This window comes from Halovibrio sp. HP20-59, assembly GCF_033052795.2.
In the GTDB taxonomy this organism is placed as follows: domain Bacteria; phylum Pseudomonadota; class Gammaproteobacteria; order Pseudomonadales; family Halomonadaceae; genus Vreelandella.
Window position 1 is genome coordinate 25,942 of record NZ_JAWJUW020000017.1, and the last position, 12,025, is coordinate 37,966.

The 12,025-nt window shown below is 53.6% G+C and carries 14 protein-coding genes; 3 read left to right on the top strand and 11 right to left on the bottom strand.

All coding sequences use genetic code 11. The annotated features are described in order from the left end of the window. Positions 1 to 19 precede the first annotated feature (19 nt). From RZA33_RS16075 to RZA33_RS16105, 7 genes are all read right to left on the bottom strand, one after another. Positions 20 to 823, bottom strand: a complete 804-nt coding sequence (locus tag RZA33_RS16075; protein WP_317508722.1) for a TraX family protein — start codon at positions 821 to 823, stop codon at positions 20 to 22. A gap of 192 nt (positions 824 to 1,015) precedes the next feature. Next, the gene (locus RZA33_RS16080; protein WP_317508723.1) at positions 1,016 to 1,783 is read right to left on the bottom strand and encodes an ABC transporter substrate-binding protein; all 768 of its coding nucleotides are present in this window, start codon (positions 1,781 to 1,783) and stop codon (positions 1,016 to 1,018) included. Positions 1,784 to 1,975: 192 nt separating this feature from the next. Continuing rightward, positions 1,976 to 2,707: an ABC transporter permease gene (locus RZA33_RS16085; RefSeq protein ID WP_317508724.1), complete on the bottom strand. Its 732-nt coding sequence runs from the start codon at positions 2,705 to 2,707 to the stop codon at positions 1,976 to 1,978. Next, a complete protein-coding gene (locus RZA33_RS16090) occupies positions 2,707 to 3,411 on the bottom strand; it encodes an ABC transporter permease (protein WP_317508725.1) in 705 nt (234 codons plus the stop codon). Before RZA33_RS16090 ends, RZA33_RS16085 begins: the two co-directional genes overlap by 1 nt. 15 nt (positions 3,412 to 3,426) lie before the next feature. Next, the gene (locus RZA33_RS16095) at positions 3,427 to 4,197 is read right to left on the bottom strand and encodes an ABC transporter ATP-binding protein (RefSeq protein WP_317508726.1); all 771 of its coding nucleotides are present in this window, start codon (positions 4,195 to 4,197) and stop codon (positions 3,427 to 3,429) included. Between the two features lie 205 nt (positions 4,198 to 4,402). Then, the gene (locus tag RZA33_RS16100; RefSeq protein WP_317508727.1) at positions 4,403 to 5,380 is read right to left on the bottom strand and encodes a succinylglutamate desuccinylase; all 978 of its coding nucleotides are present in this window, start codon (positions 5,378 to 5,380) and stop codon (positions 4,403 to 4,405) included. 188 nt (positions 5,381 to 5,568) lie between these two features. Beyond that, on the bottom strand, positions 5,569 to 6,009 hold the full coding sequence (locus RZA33_RS16105; protein WP_317508728.1) for a hemerythrin domain-containing protein: 441 nt from the start codon (positions 6,007 to 6,009) through the stop codon (positions 5,569 to 5,571). A 195-nt stretch (positions 6,010 to 6,204) separates the two neighbouring features. Between RZA33_RS16105 and wrbA the strand changes: the two genes are divergently transcribed. After that, entirely contained in the window at positions 6,205 to 6,804 is a 600-nt protein-coding gene (wrbA, locus tag RZA33_RS16110; protein ID WP_317508729.1) for an NAD(P)H:quinone oxidoreductase, read from the top strand. 100 nt (positions 6,805 to 6,904) lie between these two features. On the opposite strand, the gene RZA33_RS16115 is transcribed toward wrbA, so the two are convergent. Next, the gene (locus RZA33_RS16115) at positions 6,905 to 7,978 is read right to left on the bottom strand and encodes a tartrate dehydrogenase (protein ID WP_317508730.1); all 1,074 of its coding nucleotides are present in this window, start codon (positions 7,976 to 7,978) and stop codon (positions 6,905 to 6,907) included. Between the two features lie 135 nt (positions 7,979 to 8,113). Here RZA33_RS16115 and RZA33_RS16120 point away from each other — a divergent pair, with 135 nt between their 5' ends. After that, complete coding sequence (locus RZA33_RS16120) at positions 8,114 to 9,037, top strand: LysR family transcriptional regulator (RefSeq protein WP_317508731.1); 924 nt, start codon at positions 8,114 to 8,116, stop codon at positions 9,035 to 9,037. 4 nt (positions 9,038 to 9,041) lie between these two features. On the opposite strand, the gene RZA33_RS16125 is transcribed toward RZA33_RS16120, so the two are convergent. Then, positions 9,042 to 9,578 (bottom strand): lipocalin family protein, encoded by a 537-nt coding sequence (locus RZA33_RS16125; protein WP_317508732.1) that lies wholly within the window; start codon positions 9,576 to 9,578, stop codon positions 9,042 to 9,044. A 148-nt stretch (positions 9,579 to 9,726) separates the two neighbouring features. Here RZA33_RS16125 and RZA33_RS16130 point away from each other — a divergent pair, with 148 nt between their 5' ends. Then, positions 9,727 to 10,155 (top strand): secondary thiamine-phosphate synthase enzyme YjbQ, encoded by a 429-nt coding sequence (locus RZA33_RS16130; RefSeq protein WP_317508733.1) that lies wholly within the window; start codon positions 9,727 to 9,729, stop codon positions 10,153 to 10,155. A gap of 89 nt (positions 10,156 to 10,244) precedes the next feature. On the opposite strand, the gene RZA33_RS16135 is transcribed toward RZA33_RS16130, so the two are convergent. Further along, a complete protein-coding gene (locus RZA33_RS16135; RefSeq protein ID WP_317508734.1) occupies positions 10,245 to 10,949 on the bottom strand; it encodes a TVP38/TMEM64 family protein in 705 nt (234 codons plus the stop codon). Positions 10,950 to 11,046: 97 nt separating this feature from the next. Next, entirely contained in the window at positions 11,047 to 11,985 is a 939-nt protein-coding gene (locus RZA33_RS16140) for an ABC transporter substrate-binding protein (protein WP_317508735.1), read from the bottom strand. Between the last annotated feature and the right edge of the window lie 40 nt (positions 11,986 to 12,025).

A 12,025-nucleotide genomic window follows, 5' to 3' on the forward strand; every position in this document is an offset into this window, starting at 1 on the left:
ACGGTACTGAAATTGGCCGTTATGCTATCTGACCGCTTAGCAGTAGCCACAGCGCGATTAACGCAAAGTGGCCGGGGTACCACGCAAGCCATAAGCGGCGCGGCATGGCTAAATTAATGGCAGGTACTCGCTGGGCCGCCCCTGCCGCTAGTAACAGTACGATCACACAGGTGCCTACGGTAAACGATTTGGCCATGTCGGAGACATTCATCTGCCCGGCAATCCAGAGTGCTGGGAAGGCCGCCAAGCCCGCCCACAGGCGCGCTTGAAAATAGCTTTCTGCCTGACTCAAGGCATGCATCGCGAACATTAACAGCGGAATCAACAGCAGTCCGTTATGCCCGTACTCCACCCAAAAACCGAGCAAGTACCAAGCGGTAACGCCTACCGCCGCACCGGCTAACAACCAGGGCAGGCCTAACATTTGCTGATGATAGTGCTGCCAGCCTAGACGCACTAGTGTTCCTAAAGCTAAACCGCTAGCAAGGGTAAAACAGACGTTCAAAATAAAAGCGTCTGATACGCGCGGCATCAGCATATAAGGTAACTGAGCGACCAAGCCGATAATTAAAATGCGCCGCGAGTAGCGTAGCGGATTGCGGGTATTAAACAGCCCATGCCAGGCCACCATGGCGGCAAACAGTGGAAAGGCGATACGGCCAATGGAAGCGCCCGCCCAGCTTAAGTCCCAATCGCCGGGCAGCACATAGCGAGTGAGGTGATCCACGCTCATGGTGATCAGCGCCAGCCACTGACCCCAGCCGGTCCAGTGGGAAGAAGGGCGAAGGATAGAGCCAGCATCCTGGCTAGTCGAATGAGCCATAAAACCTCCGTGTTGAACATGCGCGATGATACACAGACAGAGGTCGCTGTACCTAGTTCATCGAACTTGGTTTTTAAAACTTGGTTTATTGAATGTTGTTAACAGAATGTTCTGCGTTAGCTATAAACGCATCACCCCGGCAATTGCCGGGGTGATGGTCGGGATATTAGACATTAACGCTTGCTTTGGTGCTTACTCTTCTCCGCCGAAATAACGGTTGTAGATTTCGTCGTAAGTACCGTCTTCTTGCACTTCAGCAAGGGCTTCGTTGAACTGCTCGGCTAGCGCTTCGTCGCGTTGACGGAAGGCGATACCAAAACCATCACCAAAATATTCTTTAGGCTCGGTGAGCATCTCGCCGACAACAACGTAGTCGCCTTCTTCACTATCCAGCAGTGTGGACTTACCGACCGGGTAGTCAAGGAACAGGATGTCCAAACGCTCGGATTCCATGTCCAGCACCATGTCATCGGCGGTAGAGTAGCGGTTGATGTCGGCGACGTCGCCATACATGTCGGTGACGTAGTTATCCTGCAGGGTACCGCGCTGAACGCCGATGGTCATGCCTTCGAGCGATTCTTCATTGGTTGCATCAATGTCGGTGCCTTCAGGGGCGAACCAAGCGGACGGCGGAGTGATGTAGGGGTCAGAGAACAGCACTTGCTCGCGACGGTCATCATTGATGGTCATGGAGGACATAATAGCGTCGTATTTGCGCGCCATGAGACCAGGGATAATGCCGTCCCAGCCCTGTACCACCCATTCACATTCAACGCCGATACGCTCGCAGAGGGCGTTGCCCAGGTCGATATCAAAGCCGGTCAGCTCGCCATCGGGCGTGCGATATTCCATCGGCTCGTAAGGCACATCAACCCCAATACGTATTTGGTCTTCTTGCGCCTGGGCGGCGCTAGCTGCAACGGCTAAGCCCAGCAGTGAGACAGACAGCAGTTTTTTCATTATGTATCTCCTTGGTAGCAGAGTTCATCTAAGCAACGTTCATCTAAGCAAACACCGCGTAAAGATAGGCGTTGCCTATACGGCGTTGAACACGTTGATCACAGGTTGCTTTGCGATGATCATTATTAACTTATCCTAACTTAGCGTTGACGAAAAGCGCTTGATGATGCGTAAACCAACGTTTGTTTCCCACTAGGAAGTCTGCGGCTGTAGATGTGCGAGCAGCTTTTTCTCTAGATAACGAAAGAAATACAGGATGGTGAAGGTTAAACACAGGTATATCGCCGCCACAAACAAGAAGGCTTCAAAAGGCGCATAGTAACGGGCATAGACAAAGCGTGCCGCGCCGGTAAGGTCCATAATCGTCACCACGCTGGCAATAGCGCTGGCGTGTAGCATGAAAATGACTTCGTTGCCGTAGGCGGGAAGGGCGCGACGAAAAGCGCTGGGCATAATAATGCGCCGCATGGTCTGCTGAGGCGACATGCCATAGGCACGAGCCGCTTCAATTTCACCTTTCGAGGTAGACTTAATCGCACCGCGAAAAATCTCGGTCGTATAGGCGGCGGTGTTGAGGGTAAATGCAATGAGGGCGGGAACGAATGGCTTTTCAAGTATCACCCATAGCCAAGTGTCTTGGATACCGTCCACAAACACCACGCCGTAATAAATCAGGTAGAGCTGGATGAGCAGCGGTGTGCCACGAAAGACATAGGTGAAGGCAAAAATAGGCCATTTAATCCAGCCATGTTTTGAACCACGCCCAATGGCAAGGGGAACAGCGGCGATTAAGCCAATGATCAGCGATAAAAATACCAGCTGCACCGTGGTGGCCAACCCATCACCATAGTAGGAAAGCGTTTGCAGCGTGAAAATACTGTTTTCGGCAAGCTGATTTTCGAGCCATGTCATGAAAGCGGTCATTAATCTGCCTCCCCATAGCCGATGTCGTAGCGTTTTTGCAGACGAGCAAAGATCCACTCCGAAACGCTGGCGATGAGCAGATAGATAAGTGCGACAATAATCATGAAGGTGAAAGGTTCACGCGTCGCTTTAGAGGCTTCTGAAGCGACGCGCACCATGTCAGAAAGCCCGATTACCGAGACCAGCGCTGTGGTTTTGAGCAATACCATCCAGTTGTTGGAAAGTCCGGGTAACGCATGGCGCATCATCTGCGGAAAACGGACGCGCCGAAAAACCAGCCCATCGCTCATGCCGTAGGCTTTACCTGCTTCGATTTGCCCATTGTCGACCGCCATAAAAGCGCCGCGAAAGGTCTCCCCCATATAGGCCCCGAAGATTAGCCCAATGGTGACAACGCCCGCTACGAAGGCATTGATATTGATAAAAATATCGATATCGAACGAGTAGTAAAGCCAGTCTGTGATCATGTTGACGCCAATTTGGCCGCCGAAAAAAAACAGCATCATCAATACTAGGTCGGGCACGCCGCGAATAAGTGTGGTGTAAAGCGTGGCAAGACGATGCGCTAACCAGCTCCGCGACATCTTTGCAGTGGCGGTAAGTAACCCCAAGACAATCGCTAAAATCAGCGACAAAATCGCCAGTTGAATGGTAACACCGGCTCCCTCGATCAGCCGGGGGCCATACCCTTGTAAATCAATCATGGTAAGCCTCGCAGGTCAGTATTTGGGGGCCAGAAATTGTTGCAGGCGCGGCGATTGTGGGTTGCCGAGCACCTGATCGGGTGGGCCAGCCTCTTCCACCAGGCCCTGGTGGAGATAAATGACTTGGCTGGACACATCCCGAGCAAAGCTCATCTCGTGGGTGACCACGACCATGGTACGCCCCTCTTCAGCCAGGCCGTGCATTACTTTGAGCACGTCGCCGACCAGTTCAGGGTCGAGGGCTGAGGTGGGCTCGTCAAACAGCATCACTTCAGGGTCCATTGCCAACGCGCGGGCAATGGCGCCGCGCTGCTGTTGGCCGCCCGACATCTGCGCCGGGTAGGCGTTGGCGCGGGCGGATAAGCCAACGCGATCGAGCAGCGCGTGGGCATGATCAAGCGCCTCTTTTTTGGGTTTTTTTAACACATGAATCGGCGCTTCGATGATGTTTTCCAGCAGCGTCATATGTGCCCACAGGTTAAAGCTTTGGAACACCATGGAAAGCTTGGCGCGCATTTGCACTACCTGCTTCCAATCTTCGGGCTCGCGACCATGTTTAGTGGTTTTAAAACGGACAGGCTCGCCATGAACGATGAGATCGCCATCGTCAGGCTGCTCAAGCAGGTTCATACAGCGTAAAAAGGTACTTTTACCCGACCCAGAGGCGCCAATGAGGGTAATGACATCGCCTTTCTGGGCTTTCAGTGAGAGACCTTTCAAAACTTCCGTATCGCCAAAGCGCTTTTTGATATTACGCACTTCAAGGGGAATAGGCGTAGCGGCCATAACATTGGCTCCAGTACAGAGTTGCCGCAGCAACAGGTGGGTTGGGTGCGGCTGGCGCGAAAAAAGGGGCGATTCTATCAGGCTGAGCGCATTATGCGCGCTTTCCTTCTAACATTATGCACTCGACGATAGTCGTATCGACGTCGAGGGCCTGTTCTCGCCTCACCATTATTATTGTCTTGGCTAAAGTAGATCCTGCTTGGGGTTAAGCGACAGGCGCCACCAACAGCGCTGCCCGGGCACCTATTTCAACGTTGGCATTGGGGAAAACAACGTAAAGGGGCGTATCGGCCACTCGAAAATCCCCCGCTTCACCGTCTTGCGCCAGTAGTGTGCCTGGCTCGAAGCGGCTGAAATTGGCTGTATCCTCGGCAAAACAGAGTTTGAAGTCAGTGGATTGACGAATTAACTCGTGTTGAACCTGAAAAAAGGGCATTTGCGCGGTTGAGTAATCGGCAGGGGAGTGCCCCTGACTAAGCGCCGTGAGCAGGGCACGCATGGGTTTGAGTGATCCCATATCGTTGTGGCCAAAAGCCGCTACGCGGCCCAGCTCAAAGGTGAGTGCCTGGGCGCCATGATAGTGCTTGCTGTAGTGGGAGAATGTCCAACTGTGCTGGTGTTGATGAAGTATTGCCTGCATATCGGCAGCGGCTAGCCAGCCCCATTGCGGCGCTTCTGTGGCTGTTTCTGAAAATGGCTCCACGACAAAACGCGGGTAACGACTGTCCCGAATCGCGGTATGCAGGTCGTAGTGCAATTTAGGTAACCCGGCATGGCGGGCATAAAAGTCATCCACCGCGGCCATTAATGCCCGGGCACGATCTGGCTCCTCGCCCTTAGCGGTTAGTTCACGGCTAAATAACCGGTTTAAATTGGTAGTAACAAAACGCTGCTGCGCCTTAAGGGCGGGTAAGTTACCCAGAATCACTAGTATGGGAGCTCCTAGCGTGATGGCACCCGCTTCTAAGCCGCTTAACCACTCGCCGAGCAATTCGACCGGTGCGGTTTCGTTGCCGTGAATGGCTGCAGAAAAAATGCACGCGTGGGCATCGGGGCTTGCAACATTGGGGGTGAGCTCCAGGATGCCAGGCGCATGCAGATGGTAAGTGCCGCTTGCGAAAGCGCCTTTATGGGAGGCAGGTAGCTGCCCGTCAAGGGACCAGTCGAGCCATTGGCCTAGCATTGTCAGTTCCTTAGCAGCTGTTTTCGGTATTGTTGTCAGTCAATAAGCGAACCTAGCATCACTATGCTTGACCAGTGACACAAGCATAGAGGTCGTTGGCGTGAAAAACCCCAGCGTATTCATGAAAAGTACCTTCATGAACACGCTGGGGTAGCTTAAAAAGTGGTTCTACCCGCAAGCAAGTCAGCCTAGGCGGAACGCTGGCGCTGCATTTCTTCCTGGTATTCGCTGGCAAGGGTGGTTTTTTGCTTATCTTGGAGCCCGCGCCCTGCCAGTTGAAAAACCTCATGCTCTTCTTCATCGAGATGGTGAGTCACCAAGTGTTCTAGCTGCTTCGCATGGATTAGCCATTGGGGGGCGCTGTAATCGGTACCATCCAGGAGTTCGATTAGCTCGTCGATTTCATGGTGCTCGGCAACGCTATGGCGTGCTTTTTCTTGAGTAAGATCGACATCCATCATAGGCACGTAAAGCGCGCGTTCTTCAGCGTTGGCGTGGTATTTAAGTTCGGCGCGCACCTGTTGGTAGAGTGAATTGCGCTCGTCGCTATCGCCATGGGTTTCAATTAAGCGGGCGAGCAGGTCGCGCTGAATATCATGATCCTTGCGAAGGGCTTCAAATATTGTCATTCCAGTCTCCTAGTGAACATTTGAGGGAGTTTTTAGAAAGCTAGCGGTGGATGCCATAAAGCGCAAGGCAGAGCCCATCGATGAAATCGACGCTGGCGGTCGAAAACATTCGCTTTTATCTATCATGAGGTGCGCTATGTTATTCGCATAACTGTTGGATCGGGTATGCGCCCACCGCACAAAAAGGAGATAGCTATGACAAAGGTACTAGTACTTTACTATTCCATGTATGGACATATTGATACGATGGCACATGCCGTTGCAGAAGGCGCAAAGGGCGTTGATGGCGTCGAGGTAACGGTGAAGCGCGTGCCGGAAACCATGCCAGAAGATGCGTATAAAAATGCGGGTGGTAAGCAGGACTTTGATACGCCGGAAGCGACACCGCAAGAACTCGCCGATTACGATGCGATTATCTTCGGTACGCCTACCCGCTTCGGTAACATGGCCGGTCAGATGCGCACCTTCTTAGATCAAACTGGCGGGCTGTGGGCGAACGGTTCTCTGCGTGGCAAGGTGACAAGTGTGTTTACCTCTACCGGTACCGGCGGTGGTGATGAGATGACCATTACCTCTACTTGGACTACGCTTGCCCATCACGGGATGATCATCGTGCCGATTGGCTACGGTCTTGAAGAGCAGTTTGATATTTCCAAAGTCAGCGGCGGTACGCCTTACGGCGCCGCAACCATTGCTGGTGGTGACGGTTCACGCCAACCTGACGAACGCGAGCTGAAAATCGCCCGCTTCCAGGGTGAGTTAGTGGCCCAAACGGCAGCCAAATTGACTCGCTAATTCTCTTTTAGCCAGCAATGCAAAAGCCTCCTCGGGCATGCCTGAGGAGGCTTTTTTTGGCGTAACGTTAATAGCTACAAATAAAACGATCCAGCTAATGTCATTGTGCTAGCTTTTTGGCAATTGCTTTGCCTAGGCTTTCCGTGGTGCCTTCTCCACCCACATCGCGGGTAAGTACGCTGGCGTCTCCCTCGCTTAATACTGCCTCAATGGCCGTGACCATCGCGTCACCGGCTTCTTTATAGCCGAGATGCTCCAGCATCATCGCGCCTGACCAAATCTGACCGATAGGGTTGGCAATGCCTTTACCGGCGATATCCGGCGCGCTGCCGTGTACAGGCTCAAACAGGCTAGGAAAGTTGCCTTCGGGGTTGATGTTGGCTGAAGGGGCGATGCCTATCGTGCCGGTGCAGGCGGGGCCGAGATCAGAAAGAATATCGCCGAACAGATTGCTGCCCACGACCACATCGAACCAATCTGGGTGGAGGACAAAGTTGGCGGTGAGAATATCGATATGAAATTTATCCACCGCGATCTCAGGGTAGCCCTTCGCCATTTCCACTACACGCTCATCCCAGTAAGGCATAGTGATTGAGATGCCGTTGGACTTGGTCGCGGAGGTGAGCTTTTTACGCGGGCGAGTTTGCGCCAGCTCAAAGGCGTATTTCAATACGCGGTCTACGCCGGTGCGGGTCATGACCGTGTCTTGAATGACCACTTCACGGTCAGTGCCTTCAAACATTTTGCCGCCAACGCTTGAGTACTCGCCTTCGGTGTTCTCACGCACTACGTAAAAGTCGATATCGCCGGGTTCGCGGCCTGCTAACGGACTTTTGATGCCGGGCATGAGCTTGCAGGGGCGTAAGTTGATGTACTGATCAAAGCGGCGCCGGAATTGCAGCAGAGAGCCCCATAGGGAAATATGGTCGGGAACTTTGTCTGGCCAGCCCACTGCACCATAAAACAGCGCATCGAAGCCATTTAACTGCTCGAACCAATCATCCGGCAGCATTTTGCCGTGTTCCAGGTAGTAGTCGCAGCTACCAAACTCAAAGGTGGTGAACTCAAGATCAATATTGAAGCGCTTGGCGGTGGCTTCCAGGGCGCGTATGCCTTCGGGCATGACTTCGGTGCCGATGCCGTCACCGGCAATAATGGCGATGCGATGGGTCATAGTCATTCCTTGTTGTGTTAGTTGCTTTGCATGTTAGTGGTTCGTGAATAGAGTGTAGCGCCTATTTTTGCAGAGATAATCAGGCTAATATTCAAGCTATTGTTGCGTGAAAGTATAGAGTGGCTGAGGAGAGACATGGCGCACCTGGATGATTTGGCATTCTTTCAGCACTTAGCGCGAGCGGGGAGCCTAACCGCCACCGCCCGCGAGCTTGGGCTGTCGCTTTCCGCAGTAAGTAAGCGGCTAAAACAGTTGGAGGCGCGCCTGGGAGTAGAGCTTGCGGCTCGCACCACGCGGCGTTTGACGCTGACCGCAGAGGGCGAGCGCTATTTGGCCCGTGGCGCGCTGATTTTAGATGAGTTGGATGAGCTGGAAAATTCATTGGGTGAGGGGGTCGATCAAGCGCTTAGCGGACGTTTGCGGGTAAACGCCACTTTTGGCTTTGGCCGCCGCCATATTGCGCCGCTGCTATCGCGCTTTTGTGCGGATCACCCCGAGGTAGAAGGCTGGTTAGAGCTCACCAATTTTCCGCTCAACTTGAGCGACCACGGCTTTGACATTGGTATTCGCGTGGGTGAACCACCCGAGTCGCGCTTGGTCGCGCGGCGTATTCTGGCCAATCGACGAGTACTCTGCGCAGCACCTGTCTATATCGCTCAAGCGCCGATCATAAAAGTACCGGCAGATTTGCAGCAGCACGCTTGTTTGGTGATTCGCGAGAACGATAGTGATTTCCCGCTTTGGCGGTTTGAACAAAATGATCAGCCTGGAAAGATGCAGTCGGTAAAGGTCAGCGGTCGATTAGCCAGCAACGATGGCGAAGTGATTACCCGCTTAGCATTGGATGGCCATGGCGTTATGCTGCGTTCTTGGTGGGACGTTAACGAACACCTTGCCAGCGGTGCATTGGTTGAACTGCTGCCTGGTTGGCAGAGCGTGCGGGCAGATTTTTACGCGGTGTTTGAACAACGCCGCCATGTGCCCGCCCGGCTACGCGCTTTTGTTGACTATGTTCAGCGCGAGATGGCCAGCAGGGTATCGGCCCTGCCGGAGGGTTAATCGTTTACAGGCCGGGGCACTCATCGCCCTGCGCGACATCAATCAACTCATCGGTGGGGAAATTCAACTCTGCAGCCCGTTGGCGTAGGCGAGTTTCAGTGGCGCTATCCATTTCCGCGGTGCGCGAAAGTATCCACAGGTAGTCGCGGTTTGGGCCTGCTACCAGCGCCCACTGGTAGTCATCATCCAGCTCAAGCACGTTGTAGCCACCGTAAAAGGGGCCAAAGAAGCTGACTTTTAAGCGCCCAACGCTTTCATCGTCAATAAAGTAGGCACGCCCTTCGGCTTCATCCCACGTTTGCTCTTCCAGTTTATAGCCACGATTGATCACCCGCACGCCGCCGTCATCGCGCAGGCTGTAAGTGGCGGTAACGCAATCAAGGCCGCGTTCAAAGGAGTGATCCAGGCGGGCAATTTCAAACCACTGGCCCAGGTAGCGGTCTAGCTCAAAATCGTTCACCGGCTGGGTGCCCTCGGGGATGCCAGTGCAGCCAGTGAGTAGTGCCATGCTAATAACGCTGCTGCCTAGCAGAAATTTCATTGAGCGCGTTCCTTGTCGGTAAACGATGAGTAATCGACTATGGTGGATATGGCAATCTTAATGATCAGAATAGTTATTTTGCCATATAAGAAAGGCGTACTGGAGATGAAGAAATGCCTCCGTTTAGATAACAAATAAAGGAGTATTTATGTGGTGCCAACAAGAGGTTCATCTGCCCGAGCTGCCGCGCGGTTTTCATCTGGTGACCGATGACGTGATCCGTGCTTTGCCTTTTCTAAGCGACTGCCCCATGGGGATGCTTCATTTACAGCTGATGCATACGTCCGCTTCGTTAACGCTCAATGAAAACACAGACCCTGACGTACGCCACGATTTAGATGCGTTTTTACGCCGATTGGTGCCCGAAGATTTGGCCTATTTCCGGCATACCCTGGAAGGTCCTGATGACATGCCTGCTCATGTGGTGGCCAGTCTAATGGGAACTCAGCTTACCCTGGCGGTACGCGACGGACGATTAGCGCTAGGGACTTGGCAGGGCCTATGGCTTGGCGAACATCGCAACCAGGCTGGACCGCGACGGCTGCTGGCAACGCTTAGCGGGTCTGACGCAGGCTGACGTTGGTTCATCCTCTTCGTGCAGTGTTGCTATAAAGACAATTTTGCCTCAGTGGTCAATGTTTTTTACGCTGAATTGCAGGCTAAGTATCACTCGTCATCGTGATGAGGGCGTTTTTGTGATGCTTGGCGTCGTTTGGCATAGCGCTTAAGCCCGACGAGTAGGCCAAGCCCTGCGGCAAGCCCAACGCCTGCCAGAATGAGTTCTTGGGCCGAGGCCGCGGTGAATAGCGCGCCCAATTGGCTGCCCAGTAAAATCACCGCAGCCAACCCGGGCACGATGCCCAGGGTAGAGCCGATCATGTAGTCGCGAAACTTAAGGTGAAAAGCGCCCGCGAGCATATTGGTCAGCGTGAACGGGGCGAGCGGCAGCAGGTTAACCACCGTCATGGTACGAATGCCACGCCGGGATAAGTAACCGGATAAACCGCGCAGATGACGCCCACCGTAATGCATCAGCGCATCCCGACCTAGCCAATGGCCCACCCAGTAGGAAACGATCGACGAAGTCAACGTGCCTAGAGTGGCGTAAGCCAACCCCCACAGCGGGCCAAACAGTAAGCCTGTTACCATCACTAGAAGGCTAAGCGGGAACATCACCAGCAAGGCACTGGCGTAAGTGATCATCACCGCAGCAAACATCCAGGGCGCGGTACGCCACTGGCGGACGTAATCAATCAGTTCGCTGAGTCGCGCCTGGGTCAGAAGGTCGTAACGTTGTAGTAATTGCCACATAACGGCTAACAGTATGACCGCGGCCAGCAGGCCAGCGCCCTTGCCTAATGAACGCGACATGTTCATTCCCATCGGCTAAAAAAGCGCTAGCATACGCTAGCCGTCCGATGGGATGAAGGCGCTTTTATATTAAGTGCAATAGTTGCTCAGAGGTTTCTTAGTTGTTGAGCTGGGCTTCAATGACCGGCCAAGCGGGCTCGCCGTCGGTAGTGGTCACGTCAGCCAGCATTGCTTCGATGCGCTCCGGGTGGTCGTTGATCCACTGCTCGGCGACGTCATCAAGGTCTTGTTCTTCCTGGCCGTAGGCTTGAATCATCCAGCTTTGCTCTTCAGCAGAGAAGGTGAACTGTTCAAAAAACGTCACTACATTGGGGTGGGCGTCGGCGTAGCCGCTGCGCAGTAGTGTCAGCACATCGCTTTCACCGTTATTCTCACCGAACAAGTCTTCGGGGTCTTCCAGGTAGCGCATTGGCAGTTCAAGATTCATCCAGTGGGGCGTCCAGCCGACCCAGACAATCGGTTCCTCGCGGGAGATGGCATCACGTGCAGCGGAAAGCATGGCCACTTCACTGGTATCGACTACCTGCCAGTCACCTAATCCCCAGGTGTCGTTATCAATGGCATTGTGAAGAATCTCGCTAGCGGCGGAGCCGGCCCCAAAGCCATAAATTTTACCCTCGAACTGATCGCGGTTTTCATCCAAATCGGCAAAGCTCTGAATGCCGCTTTCATACAGGTATTCTGGCACTGCCAGGGTCATTTGTGCGCCGTCGACGTTATTGGCGACGTCTACCAGCACGCCCGACTCTTTGCGGGGATTAAACATTTCTCGTTGGGCGGGTAGCCAAGCACCTAGAAAGGCGTCGATATCGCCGCTTTCGATACCTTGGTAGATCACCTGTAGGCCGATTGCCTGAGTGCTGGTTTGGTAGCCCAGTGGGTTCAATAATTGCTCGGCAATAGCGGTTTTAACCGTAATGCCGGGCCAGGCAGGCACGCCAAAATCAAGCGTCTGGTCATCGGCCTGCGCCGCCGAGACGAATAGTGCGGTGGTGGCGAGGACAATGCCCGAGGTGAGAGGTTTAAGGTGTGTCATACGATCTCCTTGCTAGGTGTTATTTTCAGTCAGGGTGTTG

What these genes read in the sequence shown, in the direction of transcription:
- RZA33_RS16075 (WP_317508722.1), bottom strand. Translation starts at nt 823, where the DNA reads ATGGCTCATTCGACTAGCCAGGATGCTGGCTCTATCCTTCGCCCTTCT.
- RZA33_RS16080 (WP_317508723.1), bottom strand. Translation starts at nt 1,783, where the DNA reads ATGAAAAAACTGCTGTCTGTCTCACTGCTGGGCTTAGCCGTTGCAGCT.
- RZA33_RS16085 (WP_317508724.1), bottom strand. Translation starts at nt 2,707, where the DNA reads ATGACCGCTTTCATGACATGGCTCGAAAATCAGCTTGCCGAAAACAGT.
- RZA33_RS16090 (WP_317508725.1), bottom strand. Translation starts at nt 3,411, where the DNA reads ATGATTGATTTACAAGGGTATGGCCCCCGGCTGATCGAGGGAGCCGGT.
- RZA33_RS16095 (WP_317508726.1), bottom strand. Translation starts at nt 4,197, where the DNA reads ATGGCCGCTACGCCTATTCCCCTTGAAGTGCGTAATATCAAAAAGCGC.
- RZA33_RS16100 (WP_317508727.1), bottom strand. Translation starts at nt 5,380, where the DNA reads ATGCTAGGCCAATGGCTCGACTGGTCCCTTGACGGGCAGCTACCTGCC.
- RZA33_RS16105 (WP_317508728.1), bottom strand. Translation starts at nt 6,009, where the DNA reads ATGACAATATTTGAAGCCCTTCGCAAGGATCATGATATTCAGCGCGAC.
- wrbA (WP_317508729.1), top strand. Translation starts at nt 6,205, where the DNA reads ATGACAAAGGTACTAGTACTTTACTATTCCATGTATGGACATATTGAT.
- RZA33_RS16115 (WP_317508730.1), bottom strand. Translation starts at nt 7,978, where the DNA reads ATGACCCATCGCATCGCCATTATTGCCGGTGACGGCATCGGCACCGAA.
- RZA33_RS16120 (WP_317508731.1), top strand. Translation starts at nt 8,114, where the DNA reads ATGGCGCACCTGGATGATTTGGCATTCTTTCAGCACTTAGCGCGAGCG.
- RZA33_RS16125 (WP_317508732.1), bottom strand. Translation starts at nt 9,578, where the DNA reads ATGAAATTTCTGCTAGGCAGCAGCGTTATTAGCATGGCACTACTCACT.
- RZA33_RS16130 (WP_317508733.1), top strand. Translation starts at nt 9,727, where the DNA reads ATGTGGTGCCAACAAGAGGTTCATCTGCCCGAGCTGCCGCGCGGTTTT.
- RZA33_RS16135 (WP_317508734.1), bottom strand. Translation starts at nt 10,949, where the DNA reads ATGTCGCGTTCATTAGGCAAGGGCGCTGGCCTGCTGGCCGCGGTCATA.
- RZA33_RS16140 (WP_317508735.1), bottom strand. Translation starts at nt 11,985, where the DNA reads ATGACACACCTTAAACCTCTCACCTCGGGCATTGTCCTCGCCACCACC.